Below are 15,037 nucleotides of genomic sequence, written 5' to 3'. Positions count from 1 at the left end.
CACGCATGAGCATCACGAGTGAGATCGTCGACGTGTACGCGGGCTACGCGTGGGACGTCGACGCGGACGGCATCGTCACCATCACGATGGACGACCCCGACAGTGCGGTGAACACCATGAACGCGCACTTCACCGCCGCCCTGGAGGCGACCGTCGACCGGCTCGAGGCCGAGCGCGACGCCATCGCCGGCGTCATCCTGGCGTCGGCGAAGAAGAGCTGGTTCGCCGGCGGCGACCTCAACCTGCTGCGCGCGGCCGACCCGGCGCGCTCGGCGGAGGAGACCGCGCACATCGAGCACGTCAAGTCGCTGCTGCGCCGGCTCGAACGACTGGGCAAGCCCGTCGTCGCGACCCTGAACGGCACCGCGCTCGGCGGCGGCCTCGAGGTCGCCCTCGCCGCCCATCACCGCATCGCGGCGAGCGACGTGCGCGGCGCGCAGTTCGGCGTGCCCGAGGTGTCGCTCGGGCTGCTGCCCGGCGGCGGCGGCATCACCCGCCTGGTGCGCATGCTCGGGCTGCAGAAGGCGCTCGCCGACGTCATCCTGCCGGCGACGCGGTTCCGCGCCGACGACGCGCTCGCGGTCGGCATCGTCGACGAGCTCGCGCCGCTCGCCGAGCTCGACGCCCGGGCGCGCGCCTGGATCGCCGCCAACCCCGCGCCCGTGAAGCCGTGGGACGAGAAGGGCTTCCGCCTGCCGGGCGGTGCGCCCACCTCGCCGTCGCTGGCGGGGATGCTCCCGGCCATGCCGGCACTGCTGCGCAAGCAGCTGAAGGGTGCGCCGATGCCCGCGCCGCGTGCGGCGATGGCCGCCGCGGTCGAGGGGGCGTACGTCGACTTCGAGACCGCGTCGACCATCGAGACCCGCTATCTCGTGCAGCTCATGCACGGGCAGGTGGCGAAGAACATGATCAAGGCGTTCTTCTTCGACCTGCAGCACATCAACGCGGGCGGCAGCCGCCCCGACGGCTACCCCCGGTTCACCGCGACCAAGCTCGGTGTGCTGGGCGCGGGCATGATGGGCGCGGCGATCGCGTACGTGGGCGCGAAGGCCGGCATCGAGGTCGTGCTGAAGGATGTCTCGCTGGAGGCCGCCGAACGCGGCAAGGACTACGCCCGCGCCCTCGAGGACAAGGCGCTCGCGCGCGGTGCGACCACCGCCGAGAAGTCCGAGGCGCTGCTCGCGCGCATCACGCCGACCGACGACCCCGCCGACTTCGCCGGCGTCGACATCGTGATCGAGGCGGTCTTCGAGTCGGTGCCCGTGAAGCAGGAGGTGTTCCAGCAGATCCAGGACGTGGTCTCGCCCGACGCCGTGCTCGGCTCGAACACCTCGACCCTGCCGATCACGCTGCTGAGCGAAGGGGTCTCGCGACCCGACGACTTCATCGGCATCCACTTCTTCTCGCCGGTCGACAAGATGCCGCTCGTCGAGATCGTGCGCGGGCGCAACACGAGCGACGCCGTGCTCGCGAAGACCTTCGACTTCGTGCAGCAGATCCGCAAGACCCCGATCGTCGTGAACGACGCGCGCGGATTCTTCACCTCGCGCGTGATCGGGCGGTTCATCGACGAGGCGGTCGCCGCGGTCGGCGAGGGCGTCGAGCCCGCCTCGGTCGAGCAGGCGGCGCTCCAGGCCGGATACCCCGCCGGGGCACTGCAGCTCCTCGACGAGCTGACGCTCACGCTGACCCAGAAGATCCGCAACGAGACGCGTGCGGCCGACGAGGCATCCGGAGCCGTGTGGGTGCCGCACCCGGCCGAGGCCGTCGTCGACTGGATGGTCGACGAAGCCGACCGCCCCGGCCGCCGAGCCCGCCGCGGGTTCTACGAGTACGACGCCGACGGCAGGCGGGTCGGCCTCTGGCCGGGGCTGCGCGAGCGGTTCGGCTCGGGTCGCACCGTGCTGCCGCTCGTCGACCTTCAGGAGCGGATGCTGTTCGCCGAGGCGCTCGACACCATCGCCTGCCTCGACGCGGGCGTGCTGACGAGCGTGCCCGACGCGAACATCGGCTCGATCTACGGCATCGGGTTCCCCGCCTGGACGGGCGGCGTGCTGCAGTACGTCAACCAGTACGAGGGCGGGCTGCCGGGCTTCGCAGCCCGTGCCCGCGAGCTCGCCGCCGCCTACGGCGACCGATTCCTGCCACCGGCCTCGCTCCTCGCGAAGGCCGACGCCGGCGAGACGTACGAGTAGGCCGCCATGCTGAGCACGCGATTCACTGAGGCGTTCGGCATCGAGCACCCGATCGTCCAGGGCGGCATGATGTGGGTCGGCCGCGCCGAGCTCGCCGCAGCGGTGTCCGAGGCCGGCGGCCTCGGCATGATCACCGCCCTCACCCAGCCGACGCCCGCCGACCTCGTGCAGGAGATCGAACGAGCCCGGTCGCTCACCGACAAGCCGTTCGGCGTGAACCTCACGATCCTGCCCTCGATCAACCCGCCGCCGTACGACGAGTACCGCCGCGCGATCGTCGATGCCGGCGTGACGATCGTCGAGACCGCGGGGTCGAGCCCCGAGCCGCACATGGAGATGTTCCGCGACCACGGCATCAAGGTCATCCACAAGTGCACCAGTGTGCGGCACGCGCTGAAGGCCGAACGCGTCGGCGTCACGGCGGTCTCGATCGACGGGTTCGAGTGCGCGGGGCATCCGGGCGAAGACGACGTGCCCGGGCTGGTGCTCATCCCGGCGACCGCCGACCGGCTGAGCATCCCGTTCATCGCCTCGGGCGGGTTCGGCGACGGGCGCGGACTCGCGGCCGCGCTCGTACTCGGCGCCGACGGCATCAACATGGGCTCCCGGTTCATGTGCACCGTCGAGTCACCGGTCGCGCAGGCGGTGAAGGAGCGCATCGTCGAGGCGACCGAGCTCGACACCAACCTCATCTTCCGCAGCCTGCGCAACACCGCGCGGGTCGCGAAGAACGCGGTCAGCGACGAGGTCGTCGAGATCCTCGCGAACGGCGGCGAGTTCGCCGACGTGCGCGAGCTCGTCGCGGGCGCCCGGGGCCGCACGGTGTTCGAGCAGGGCGATCTCGACGCCGGCATCTGGACGGTCGGGCTCGTGCAGGGACTCATCCACGACATCCCGACCGTCGACGAGCTCGTGCGGCGCATCGTCGAGGAGGCCGAGCGCGTGCTGCAGGTGAAGACGCTGCTGACGGTGTGAGGGGCGCCGCGGGCGCCGGGTCAGTCCGACCCGGTGCCCGCGGTGCGCCGCACCATGTCGCACGCCGTGCGCACGAGGTCGTCGAATGACCGGGTGCGGGGATTCCACCACTCGACGACCCAGTTCAGCGCGCCGAGCAGGAGCAGGCGGAACACGTTGATGTCGAGGTCGGCGCGCACTTCGCCCGACTCCTGAGCTTCGACGAGCAGGTCGCGCCACATGCGGCTGTAGAGCGCCTCTTCGGCGGCGGGCCGCACGCGCAGGTGCTCGGGCACGTGCCCGGCGTTGCGGATCGATGCGGTCGCGTAGTCCGAGATCTCGAGTTCGTAGCGCAGGTGCGCCTCGACCGCGGTGAGCAGGCGATCCATCGCGGTCGCGGTGGTCGGCATCGCCGCGATCTCGCTCTCGACGTGGGTGCGCACGCTGTTGGCGCCCGCCCACATGACCTCTTCGACGAGTTCGTCGCGCGAGCCGAAGTAGTAGTAGATCGCGGGGGCCTGCACGCCGGCCGCATCGGCCACTTCCGAGAGCCGGGTGCCGGCGTAGCCCTTGCGGGAGAGCACCGCGGCGGCCGCGTCGAGGATGCGCTCGCGCGTGCGCGCCGACTTCGATGTCGCGATCGTGGACTGCTCGTCGGCCATGCCGCTCCTCTCCCAGGGCATTCTAATCGAGATTCGAAAACATCTTGCCTCGCGCCGCGCCCGCGTCTAGCATGTGATTCGCCATTCACTTATTCCAGCTCGACGGAGAGTACGGAGACCCGGCCATGACACTGCTGCGCGACGCCCCCGACGCGGGCGAATTCACGACCCGCCGCCCCACCGACGGCACCGCCGTCGCCACCTACCGCACCGCGGGCGAGGCCGACGTCGCCGACGCCGTCCGCCGCGCCCGGGCCGGTGCCGAGTTCTGGCGCGCCGAGGGCTTCGCGGGGCGCCGGCGGCACCTGCTGCGCTGGAAGGCGGCGATCGCGAACCGCGCGGGAGAGCTGGCCGACCTCATCGCCGCCGAGACGGGCAAGCCCGGCTCCGACGCACTGCTCGAGGTGATGCTCACCCTCACCCACCTCGACTGGGCGGCCAAGCACGCCGAGGGCGTGCTGAAGCGCCGCAAGGTCAAGGCCGGCGTCATGAACTACAACCAGCACGCCAGCCTCGGCTACGAGCCGTACGGCGTCATCGGCGTGATCGGCCCGTGGAACTACCCGCTGTACACCCCGATGGGCTCGATCTCGTACGCGCTCGCCGCGGGCAACGCGGTGGTGTTCAAGCCCAGCGAGCTCACCCCGGGCCCGGCGACCTGGATCGCCGAGCGCTGGGCCGAGGCGGTCGGGCACGACGTGCTCACCGTCGTCGTCGGCGACGGTGCGACCGGTGCGGCGCTCGTCCGCGGCGGCGTCGACAAGGTCGCGTTCACCGGGTCGTCGCGCACCGCGAAACGGGTCATGGCGGCGTGCGCCGAGCGACTCGTCCCGCTGGTCGCCGAGTGCGGCGGCAAGGACGCGCTCATCGTCGCCGCCGACGCCGATCTCGACGCCGCAGCCGACTTCGTCGTGTTCGGCGGCATGGGCAACGCCGGCCAGACCTGCGTCGGCGTCGAGCGGGTGTACGTGGTCGATTCGGTGCGCGACGCGCTCGTGCAGAAGGTCGTCGAGCGCGCCGAGCGGCTGCGGGTGCGCGACGAGTCGCCGCACTACGGCCCCATGACGCTCGGTTCGCAGACCGACGTCGTCGCCGGCCACGTGCGCAGCGCCCTCGAGGCGGGCGGCCGTGCCGTGCTCGGCGGGCCCGAGAGCATCGACGGGCGCGTCATCGACCCGATCGTGCTCGTCGACGTCGACGAGCAGAGCCCTGCGGTGCAGGAGGAGACGTTCGGCCCGGTCGTCATCGTGAACACGGTGCGCTCGGTCGACGAGGCGGTCGAGCGCGCGAACGGCACGGCCTACGGCCTCGGGGCGGCGATCTTCACGAAGGATGCGCACCTCGGCCTGCGTGCGGCCGAGCGACTGCGCGCCGGCGCGGTGACGATCAACTCGGTGCTCGGCTTCGCTGCGATCCCGACGCTGTCGTTCGGCGGCGTCAAGGAGTCGGGCTTCGGTCGCATCCACGGTGCCGACGGCCTGCGCGAGTTCAGCACGGCGAAGTCGATCGCCCGTCAGACCCGGAAGGCCGCGCTCAACCTGCTGAGCTTCGACCGCTCCGAGAAGGACATGCACCTCGTCGCCCGGCTCATCCCGATGCTGCACGGCCGGGCGAAGTAGCCGGTGCCGGCCGTTCCCGCCTCACGCTCCGAGCGCGGCGTTCAGGAACGGTCGGATGCGACGGATCGCCTCGGCGGGATCTTCGCGCCGCAGCGTCACGCTGAGGTCGGCGACCACGTTGAAGCCCGCGTGCACGAGGAACTTCGCGTCGCGTGCCGAGAGCTCGGGTCGCACGCGCCGCAGCACCTCGACCCATTCGGCGACGTGGTTGCGTTGCAGCGTGCGCAGGCGGCGCTGGTCGTCGGGGTCGAGGGCGGCGACCTCGGCGGTGTAGACGTCCATCAGCTCGCGGTCGCGTACGGCGAAGCGCAGGTACGCGTTGGACAGGGTCGCCAGGGCATCGGCCGGATGCTCCCTGGCGAGTGCGTCGTCGGCGGCGGCGGCGAGCACGGCCGCCGCCTGTTCGCAGGCCGCGCGCAACAGGTCGGACTTGCCGGCGAAGTGGCGGTACACCCCCGACGGGGTCAGGTCGACCGCGCGCGCGATGTCCTCGATGGTGACCTCGTGGTAGCCGCGCTCGGCGAACAGCGAGATCGCGGCCTGCACGAGCAGATCCTTGCGGCGGCGCGGGCGCACGCCGGGCCCCTCCGCGTCGATGGGGGGCGCATCGTCGGCCGGAGCAGGATCGACCGTGAGCGACCGGCGGGCCGTGTCGGCGAGCAGCGAGCGGATCGCGCCGGTCGGCGCGGCGGTGCGGTGGGTGGTGATGGACGCGATCGCGCTGAGCGCCGCCCTCGAGGCGAGGTCGAGCAGTTCGGGGCTCGCGTCGGGCCGCAGCACCGCGAGCGGGTCGGCGACGCGGTGCCGCAGGGTGCGCAGGTCGTCGTGCAGTCGTGCCCGGTCGTCGTCGGTCAGGTACCGGCCCTCCCACCGGTAGATCCCGCCCGAGGCCCGCGAGTCGATGGTGGTGCTGATCGTTGCCGCGAGGATGTCGCCGAGTTCGCGCCGAGCGGAGGCCGGGTCGGCGTGACCCCCGGTCGCGGCTTCGTCGGTGGCCTCGACGAGCCCGTGCGCGAGGGCCAGGGCCGAGGTCGAGAACAGCACGTACTTGTTCGGGAAGTGCCGGTAGAGCGCGGGCGCCGAGATGCCGACGGCGTGCGCGACCTCCTGCATGCTCACGCCGTGGTACCCGCGCTGGGCGAAGGCGACCGCGGCCGCGGCTTCGATCTGCCGCCGGCGGTCGCGGGGCCGGCGTCGTCGCTCGGCCGGCGCCGGGGCGGGGGTCGGGGCGGGGGTCGGGGCGACATCGGCCGGTGCGTCGGTTCGCGCGGCCGCGGTGCTGTCGTCCATCACGTCAGGATATCGTCCGCCATCCGTTCGCCCGCCACGATCGAGAATGTGAATTTCGATTCACAAAACTCCGTGACATCCGCGCCTTCTCTTGGCATACTCGGAGCAGGACGCGGTGAACCCCCCTTCCGCGACCCCTGGACAACGTGTACGAAGAGGTGCCCGATGAACGACCTGTCCCACACCATCCCCGCCGCGGCGCGTCGCAACCACTGGATGAACCAGGTGCGCACCCACGCGACCATGCGGCCGGATGCCACGGCCTTCAAGTTCCAGGGCGCGGTGACGACCTGGCGCGAGACCGCCGAGCACATGGACGCCATCGCCGCCGCCCTCCAGCGGCGCGGCGTCGGCGCGGGCGACCGGGTGCTGCTGCTCACCCTGAACCACCCGCAGGTCGTCGAGTCGGTCTTCGCGATCAACGCGCTCGGCGCGATCGCCGTGCCGATCAACGTGCCCCTCGCCCCGCCCGAGATCGCCTACATCGTCGACGACGCCGATGCCGACGTGATCCTCGTCGACGCGCCGCTGCTGCCGCTGGTCGGCGCGGTGGGTCAGCTCACCGACCGGCTTCGCCGCGTCATCGTGATCGGCCCGGCCGCCGAGGGCCAGGAGACGCTCGCCGACCTGCTCGCCGAACCGGTGGGCGACTTCGTCGCGCCCGATGTGCCCGAGGATGCGACGGCGCTCATCATGTACACGTCGGGCACGACCGGTCGGCCGAAGGGCGCGATGCTCGACCACCTCAACCTGTTCTCGCAGGCGGTCACCTGCATCCGCACGAACGCGGTCGTGGACGAGTCCGACATCTCGTTCATGACCGCGCCGCTGTTCCACATCGCCGGGCTCGGGTCGATCGCGCCGAACTTCATCGTCGGCATCCCGACCGTCATCCACCCGCTCGGGGCGTTCGATCCGGTGGAACTCCTGGATGCGTACGAACGTGAGCAGGCCACGATCGTGTTCAACGTGCCGCAGCAGTGGCAGGCGATCTGCGCCGTCCCGGGCATCCACGAACGCGACCTGAAGCTGCGCATCATCAGCTGGGGTGCGGCGCCCGCGTCCGAGACGGTGCTCCGCGCCATGTCCGAGGCGTTCCCGAATGCGACGAACATCGCGGTGTTCGGTCAGACCGAGATGTCGCCCATCACCTGCGCGCTGCGCGGCGACGACTCGCTGCGCAAGCTCGGCTCGGTCGGCCGGCCCATCCCGACCGTGCAGTACCGCATCGTCGATGCCGACTTCAACGACGTGCCCCGCGGCGAGGTCGGCGAGATCGTGTACCGCGGCCCGAACCTCATGAAGGGGTACTGGCGCAAGCCCGACGAGACCGCGGCCGCGTTCGAGGGCGGCTGGTTCCACTCGGGCGACCTCGTGCGACAGGACGACGAGGGCTTCGTGTGGGTCGTCGACCGGCTGAAGGACATGATCATCTCGGGCGGCGAGAACGTGTACAGCACCGAGGTCGAGAACGTGCTGTTCGCCCACCCGAAGGTGCTCGATGTCGCCGTCTACGGCCGCGCCGACGAGCAGTGGGGCGAGGTGCCCGTCGCCGCCGTCGTGCTGAAGCCCGGCGAAGACGAGCTCACCGTCGGCGAACTGCAGGAGTGGCTCACCGGCCGCCTCGCCCGCTTCAAGCAGCCGAAGGCCGTCGTCGTGGTCGACGCCCTGCCGCGCAACGCGGCCGGCAAGGTGAACAAGGTCGCCCTGCGTCAGAACGACCTGGTGTCGACGGCCGCGTAACACGACGAGACGCGCGCGGCGTGGCATCCGAGGGGGACGGATGCCACGCCGCGTCGTTGCGCCTAGGGTCGAATCCATGACTTCCATCGACGACCGCGACGCCGCGATGAGCGAACTGCTCGGCATCCGCTCGAGCATCGACAACATCGATGCAGCGCTCATCCACCTGCTCGCCGAGCGGTTCAAGTTCACGCAGCAGGTCGGCCGCCTGAAGGCACGGCACGGGCTGCCGCCGAGCGACCCCGACCGCGAGAAGCGCCAGATCGCGCGCCTGCGCGCACTCGCCGAGGACGCGCACCTCGATCCCGCGTTCGCCGAGAAGTGGTTCAACTTCGTCGTCGCCGAGGTGATCCAGCATCACGAGGAGCTCGCCGGCGGAGCATCCGCCGCCCGCACCGAGCCGGGGGCGCCTGCGTGATCAGCCGCGAGCTCGCGGTCGCGCTGAAGCGCGCCGGTCTCGTCTGGCATCCCGAGTCGGGCGACCGCTTCCAGGTCGACCTGCCGGGCGGCGTCGAAGTCGACCTCGACGCCGACGTCTTCACCGTGAGCGAGATGACGATCGAGTCGCACCGCACATCGGCCGGCACCATCCTCGGGTTCAACGGCACGACCGAGTGGGCGCTCGACTCGCTCACCCTCGAGGACGCGGTCTGGCTGCCGCGCGAAGACCAGCTGCGCGAGCTGCTGCGCGGCACCTTCCGGTCGCTGCGCCGCCTCGACGACGCGTTCGAGGTCGAGGTCGAGATCGCGGGCGAGCGGCTGCGATACGAGCATCCGGATGCCTCGGAGGCCTACGCGATGGCGCTGCTGGAACTCGTGTCGCGGTCGCGATGAGGCGCCCGGTTCGCGGCACACTGTCAGGCAGTCAACAGGGCCGTCGCAGGTCGCCTGAATAGCCTGCTGATGTGGGGTTTCCAGACCCTACCAAGGTCGCCCCACGCGTATGGAGGCTGGGATGACCGAGGCAATCGTCCTGACGAGGGACGACAAGAAGCGCAACACGCGGGCGTGGGTGATCGCGATCGCGATCCCGCTGGCGATCGTGCTGGCCGCCCTCATGGTCTACCGGGCGTCGTTCGCGGCGTTCATGGCGACGACCGCGTCGGGCGAGAACAACTGGGCGACCGGCGACGTGCGCATCGAGAACGACATGACGGGCACCGCGGTCTTCAACGAGACCAACCTCGCTCCCGGTGCGACGGGTACGAAGACGGTCACGGTGACGTACAAGGGCTCGATCCCGACGGTCGATGTCCGCATGTACGCAGAGAACCCGACGGGAACGCAGGATCTCGCTGCGGACATCAACCTCACGATCAAGAATGAGGACGCTCAAACGGTGTTCGCAGGGACGCTCGCCACGTTCCAGCTGCGAACGACGTGGGCCGAGGCGGAGGACGGTGAGGTCGAGTTGACGACCGCATCCGGCGACACCGAGAAGTACACGATCACGTACGAGGTGGCGGAAGGCGCGCCGCAGGGCAAGACCGCGTCGGTCACGTTCGTGTGGGAAGCCCAGGGATAGTGAGCTGAGCTGAACACCGTCACGGCCAGGGCTCCGAGTCCCCGGCAGCGGACTCGGAGCCGCACGCCGATCTCGCTGCTGCCCTGGCCGTCGGTCGTGCGCATCGCGCTCAGTCGCGCGCTCGTCACCCTGGTGGCGACGCTCGCGGTCATCGCGGTCGTGCCGCAGGTTTTCGGCCTCACGGCCACGACCGTGATGAGCGATTCGATGGCGCCGGTCATCCGCGCCGGCGATGTCGCGCTCTCGCTTCCCGTCGAGCCCGATGTCATCGCGGAGGGCCAGGTCGTGCTGTTCCCGGATCCGTCGGGGGCGGACCGACTGATGCTGCACCGCGTCGCCGACATCGACGACGACGGGATGCTCCGCACGAAGGGCGACGCGAACGAGAGCGCCGATTCGACGCTCGTCGACCCGGCCGACGTCGTCGGCGTCGGCGTCATCCTCGTGCCGCTCGTGGGTCTGCCGGTCGTGTGGGCGGCCGCCGGTGCCTGGTGGCTCGTCGCACTCGTGGTCATCGTCATGGCGGTCGCGTTGCGCGGCATGGTCCGCCCGGTCGCCGAACCCGATCGGCGGAACCGCTCGCCCGTGCGGCTCGCGCTCGAGCTGACCGCGGCCGCGCTCACGGTCGTGCTGGGCGTGGTCCTGGTCTGCGCAGGAGTGGGCCGTGGTGCGTCCGCCGCCTGGACCGCGCAGACCGCGACCGGCGTCTCGACATGGGAGATGGCCCGGCCGCCCGCCGCCCCGTGCGAGATCACCGCTCTCGACTGGTCGCCTTGGGGTGGCGGGCCGGGCGGCGGAAACATGAGCTTCAACGTGAATACCTCAGGTTCCGAAGTGATTCCCGGGGGCTGGGAGCTCACCTGGTCGTTCCCGGGAGACCAGCAGATCACCGAGACCGACTGGGTCGACTCGTACACGCAAACGGGCCACGACGTCGTCTGGGTGGGTCCCGCGGAGAAACCCATTGGGCCAGGGGACTCGGCCAACGTGGGAATGCGGCTCTATTCGCAGAGCGGCGACTGGTCGCAGCCGCCTACGGACTTCAGGCTCAACGGAACCTCCTGTACGGTCGTGCACGCCGAGCCGGCCCCCTGACCCGGCACCGGAGCTCGACCCGGTGACGTCCGACGTGCTGGCGCTCGCCGTCCGAACGGATCGGTGGGCGTCATGACTGCGAACCTCGACCGCGTCGAGCATCGGCGGCGGGGCATCCGCTCCTGGGTGCTCGCGCTCGCGACCCCGCTGGCGATCCTCCTCGCCGCCTTCCTCGTGTACGCCGCCGGACGGCGAGGAGTACCTCATCGTCGAGTACCTGGTCTTCGTCTGGGAGGGCAGAACCGAGTGAGGCATCCGCACCTTCCGTGAGGATGCTTCATCCGCGTAGCGTGGGGCATGGCCGGCGGGGGCCGGTCGAACATCGACTCAGGGGGAACAATGGCCGATACCATGCGCGCCGCCGTCGTCACCGAACTCGGCGAACCGCTCGAGATCAAAGACGTCCCGATCCCGCAGCCGGGGCCGGGCGAGGCACTCGTCCGGCTCATCACGTCGGGGGTGTGCCACACCGATCTGCACGCCGCGAACGGGGACTGGCCGGTGAAGCCGAAGATCCCGCTCATTCCGGGGCACGAGGGGTACGGCGAGGTCGTCGCCGTCGGCCCCGGCACCACCGAGCTGAAGGTCGGCGACAAGGTCGGCAACGCCTGGCTGTGGACGGCTTGCGGCGTCTGCGAGTACTGCCGTACCGGGTGGGAGACGCTGTGTCCGAACCAGCAGAACGGCGGCTACTCGGTCGACGGCAGCTTCGGCGAGTACATGCTCGTCGACCAGCGGTTCGCCGCCCGCATCCCCGACGGCGTCGACGAGGTCGAGATCGGGCCGATCCTGTGCGCCGGCGTCACCGTCTACAAGGGCCTCAAGGAGACCGAGGTGAAGCCGGGCCAGTGGGTCGTCATCTCGGGGATCGGCGGGCTCGGGCACATCGCGGTGCAGTACGCGATCGCGATGGGCATGCGGGTCGCGGCCGTCGACATCGACGACGAGAAGCTCGCGCTCGCGACCAGGCACGGCGCCGAGGTGGTCGTGAACGCGGCGACGGATGACCCGATCAGTGCCGTCCAGGAGCAGATCGGGGGCGCGCACGGCGTGCTCGTCACGGCGGTGCACACCGAGGCGTTCGGGCAGGGCGTCGGCATGGCGCGTCGCGGCGGCACGGTGGTGTTCGTCGGGTTGCCTCCGGGGGAGTTCCCGGCGTCGATCTTCGATGTGGTGCTGCGTCGCATCACGATCCGCGGCTCGATCGTCGGCACCCGGCAGGATCTCGCCGAGGCGATCGACTTCTACGCCCGCGGGCTCATCCACCCGACGGTCTCGTCGGTCGAGTCGCTCGACGACATCAACGACATCTTCGAACGACTCGAGGAGGGCAAGGTCGAGGGCCGCATCGTCATGAAGTACTGAGGCGCCTCGGCGGGGTGCGACCTACCATCGGGGGATGGACGTCGCGGAGCAGGTGCAGGGGCTCGTCGCGCGTGCGGCCGCGCGTCTGCAGGCTGCGGGTGCGCGCGACGAGGCGCTCGCCTCGTTCGTTCCGGCGCGCCGCGTGCTCGGGTTTCCCAGAGCCGAGCGGATGTCCCGTGCAGGACGGGTGTGGCGACTCGGTGTGCTGCTCGTGACCGACGACGGGCGGGTGCTCGGCACGGGGCGGGTCGTCCGCGCCGAGCCCGAGGTGCGCCGCAGCGTCACCGCGAACTCGGTCGCCGAGCAGCGCGCGTACCGGGTCGCCGCGATCCGGGGCGGGTTCCGAACGGGCGAGACCGTGAACTTCGATGCGGTGCCGATCGACCTCGACGAGCTCGCGCGCTCCGGAGCATCCGGGCCGTTGGTGCTGGGCGACCGCGACCGCGATCGCGAGGTGCTCGTGCGCTGGAGCGCGACCGACCCGACGGCGCTCGCGCCCTTCGAACGCTACCTCGCGGAGCGGGTCGACCTGCTCGTGCATCCGCCGCAAGGCTCTTGACCTCACCGCGGGTCGACCGCGCTCAGCTCTCGCGCAGCACGACGACCGCCCCTGCGGGCACGACGGCGCGCCCGTCGTGACATTCGCCGGTGAGCAGGTCGGTGCCCGTCGCATCCGCCCAGCCGGGCTCGTCGCCGTGGTTGATCAGGAACAGGTACGATCGCCCGCCACCGGCTCGCCGTACCGCCTCGATGCCAGCCGAGACGTGCGCGACCGGCTCGACGCCGGTCTCGGTGAGCAGCCGGTCGAGCAGGGCGTCGAGGCCGGAGCGGTCGAGGTCGGTCGCGACGTACCAGGCGGTGCCGCCGCCGGGGACAGCGCGCCGGGTGACGACGGGCACGCCTGCGAGGTCGCCGTCCGCGGCTCGGGCGACGACCTCGGCGTCGACGACGGTGAGGTCCTCCGCCCAGCGTGTTCCGCGCCATCCGGTGTCGAGCGCGAACGACTCGCCGTCGTCGAGCGGCACGAACTCCTCGCCGCGCACCCCGAGCAGGTCGCGGAACGCGCCCGGATACCCGCCGAGGCGCACGCGGTTGTGCTCGTCGACGATGCCCGAGAACCAGGTGACGACGACCGTTCCGCCGGCACCGGCGAACTCGGCGATCCGCGCGACGTGCTCGTCGGAGACGAGGAAGAGCCCGGGCACGACGACGAGGTCGTAGTCGTCGAGCGGATGCCACGGCGTGACGATGTCGACGGTCACCGCCCGGTCGAACAGGGCGTCGTGCACGGCCCGCGCGGTGTCGGCGTAGCCGGCGCCGTTCACCGGCTTGAGCCCGCTTCGCAGCGCCCACCCCGCCTCGTCGTCGTGCAGCAGGGCGACTCGGGCGCCGGTCACGCGGGTGCCGGCCACCTCCGCAAGGCGGCCCACCTGGTCGCCGAGGGCGCGGATGTCCCGGAACCGACGTGAATCGGCGCCCGAGTGCGGCACCATCGCCGAGTGGAACTGCTCGGTGCCGAACCGCGAGGCCCGCCACTGGAAGAACAGCACGCTGTCGGAGCCGCGCGCCACATGCGCGAGCGCGTGCCGGGCGAGCTCGCCCGGCCGCTTCGCCCGGTTGATGCGATGCCAGCTCGCGGCGCTCGCCGCGTGCTCCATCAGCATCCAGGGGCCGCCGTGCGAGAGCCCGCGCATCCGGTCGCCCGCGAACGCGAGGTCCTGGTGGCGGCGAGGATCGGGCCCGTACGTGTAGTGGTCGTTCGCGACGAGGTCGACGTGCTCGGCCCAGCGAGGGTAGTCGACGACGTCGGGGCCGAGGCCGACCATGAAGTTCGTCGTCACCGGCACGTCGGGCGTGTGCCGGCGCAGTACCGCGCGCTCGGCGAGGTAGCAGTCGAGCAGCGCCTCGGACGAGAAGCGCTCGAAGTCGAGGAGCTGGCCCGGGTTGTGCGCGGTGCGCCCGCTCGGGGTCGTCACCTCTTCGATCGAGGAGTAGCGGTTGCCCCAGAACGACATGCCCCAGGCCTCGTTCACCCCCTCGACCGATCCGTACCGGTCGAGCGTCCACCGCCGGAACGCGTCGTTCGACACCGCGCAGTGGCAGCGCGCGTTGCCGCCGCCGAGTTCGTTGCCCACGTGCCACATCGCGATCGCCGGGTGACCGGCGACGTGCTCGGCGAGTGCGTCGACGAGTCGCAGCGCGTACTCGCGGTACACCGGCGACGAAGCGCAGAACCCGTTGCGGCCACCGGGCGCGAGCGGGTGGCCGAACTCGTCCTGCGGCAGAATCTCGGGGTGCAGCCGGTGCAGCCACATCGGCACCGACGCGGTGGGGGTCGCGAGATCGACCCGGATGCCTCGCTCGTGCGTCAGATCGAGCAGGCCGTCGATCCACGTGAAGTCGAAGGCGCCGTCGCGCTGCTCGTGCCGCACCCACGAGAAGACACCGAGGGTGACGAGGTTCACGCCGGCATCGCACATCAGGTCGAGGTCTTCGAGCACGGTCTCGTGCGTCCACTGCTCGGGGTTCCAGTCGCCGCCGAACGAGATGCCGGGGGTGGGCCATGCCGTCATCGGGGCTCCTGATCGT

General features: G+C 71.0%; 13 protein-coding genes. 10 read left to right on the top strand and 3 right to left on the bottom strand.

What is annotated here, in order from left to right; all coding sequences use genetic code 11:
- Positions 1-5: 5 nt before the first annotated feature.
- Both MTO99_RS12790 and MTO99_RS12785 read left to right on the top strand, forming a co-directional pair.
- Positions 6-2,195, top strand: a complete 2,190-nt coding sequence (locus tag MTO99_RS12790) for a 3-hydroxyacyl-CoA dehydrogenase NAD-binding domain-containing protein (RefSeq protein ID WP_243554030.1) — start codon at positions 6-8, stop codon at positions 2,193-2,195.
- Between the two features lie 6 nt (positions 2,196-2,201).
- Positions 2,202-3,170: an NAD(P)H-dependent flavin oxidoreductase gene (locus tag MTO99_RS12785; protein WP_243554029.1), complete on the top strand. Its 969-nt coding sequence runs from the start codon at positions 2,202-2,204 to the stop codon at positions 3,168-3,170.
- 20 nt (positions 3,171-3,190) lie between these two features.
- On the opposite strand, the gene MTO99_RS12780 is transcribed toward MTO99_RS12785, so the two are convergent.
- The gene (locus MTO99_RS12780) at positions 3,191-3,811 is read right to left on the bottom strand and encodes a TetR/AcrR family transcriptional regulator (protein ID WP_243554028.1); all 621 of its coding nucleotides are present in this window, start codon (positions 3,809-3,811) and stop codon (positions 3,191-3,193) included.
- 125 nt (positions 3,812-3,936) lie between these two features.
- On the opposite strand from MTO99_RS12780, the gene MTO99_RS12775 reads away from it, so the two are divergent.
- A complete protein-coding gene (locus MTO99_RS12775; protein ID WP_243554027.1) occupies positions 3,937-5,430 on the top strand; it encodes an aldehyde dehydrogenase family protein in 1,494 nt (497 codons plus the stop codon).
- A gap of 21 nt (positions 5,431-5,451) precedes the next feature.
- On the opposite strand, the gene MTO99_RS12770 is transcribed toward MTO99_RS12775, so the two are convergent.
- Positions 5,452-6,720: a TetR/AcrR family transcriptional regulator gene (locus MTO99_RS12770; protein ID WP_243554026.1), complete on the bottom strand. Its 1,269-nt coding sequence runs from the start codon at positions 6,718-6,720 to the stop codon at positions 5,452-5,454.
- A gap of 165 nt (positions 6,721-6,885) precedes the next feature.
- On the opposite strand from MTO99_RS12770, the gene MTO99_RS12765 reads away from it, so the two are divergent.
- The 7 genes from MTO99_RS12765 to MTO99_RS12735 all read left to right on the top strand — a co-directional run bounded on the left by MTO99_RS12765 (position 6,886) and on the right by MTO99_RS12735 (position 13,007).
- A complete protein-coding gene (locus tag MTO99_RS12765) occupies positions 6,886-8,463 on the top strand; it encodes a long-chain-fatty-acid--CoA ligase (RefSeq protein ID WP_243554025.1) in 1,578 nt (525 codons plus the stop codon).
- Between the two features lie 76 nt (positions 8,464-8,539).
- Positions 8,540-8,881, top strand: a complete 342-nt coding sequence (locus MTO99_RS12760) for a chorismate mutase (RefSeq protein ID WP_243554024.1) — start codon at positions 8,540-8,542, stop codon at positions 8,879-8,881.
- Positions 8,878-9,297 (top strand): pilus assembly protein CpaE, encoded by a 420-nt coding sequence (locus MTO99_RS12755; protein WP_149160786.1) that lies wholly within the window; start codon positions 8,878-8,880, stop codon positions 9,295-9,297. Before MTO99_RS12760 ends, MTO99_RS12755 begins: the two co-directional genes overlap by 4 nt.
- Before the next feature lie 121 nt (positions 9,298-9,418).
- Positions 9,419-9,988: a hypothetical protein gene (locus MTO99_RS12750; protein WP_243554023.1), complete on the top strand. Its 570-nt coding sequence runs from the start codon at positions 9,419-9,421 to the stop codon at positions 9,986-9,988.
- A 96-nt stretch (positions 9,989-10,084) separates the two neighbouring features.
- Positions 10,085-11,083 (top strand): signal peptidase I, encoded by a 999-nt coding sequence (locus MTO99_RS12745; RefSeq protein WP_243554022.1) that lies wholly within the window; start codon positions 10,085-10,087, stop codon positions 11,081-11,083.
- Between the two features lie 339 nt (positions 11,084-11,422).
- On the top strand, positions 11,423-12,448 hold the full coding sequence (gene adhP, locus MTO99_RS12740; RefSeq protein ID WP_243554021.1) for an alcohol dehydrogenase AdhP: 1,026 nt from the start codon (positions 11,423-11,425) through the stop codon (positions 12,446-12,448).
- Between the two features lie 34 nt (positions 12,449-12,482).
- On the top strand, positions 12,483-13,007 hold the full coding sequence (locus MTO99_RS12735) for a hypothetical protein (RefSeq protein ID WP_243554020.1): 525 nt from the start codon (positions 12,483-12,485) through the stop codon (positions 13,005-13,007).
- Between the two features lie 22 nt (positions 13,008-13,029).
- Here the strand turns inward: MTO99_RS12735 and MTO99_RS12730 are convergent, their stop codons facing one another.
- Positions 13,030-15,021, bottom strand: a complete 1,992-nt coding sequence (locus tag MTO99_RS12730) for a beta-galactosidase (protein ID WP_243554019.1) — start codon at positions 15,019-15,021, stop codon at positions 13,030-13,032.
- Positions 15,022-15,037: the final 16 nt, after the last annotated feature.

The sequence above is a fragment of the Agromyces larvae genome, assembly GCF_022811705.1.
Classification (GTDB): domain Bacteria; phylum Actinomycetota; class Actinomycetes; order Actinomycetales; family Microbacteriaceae; genus Agromyces; species Agromyces larvae.
Note: the sequence above shows the minus strand (reverse complement) of the source record. Positions and strands in the feature narration are given on the sequence as shown.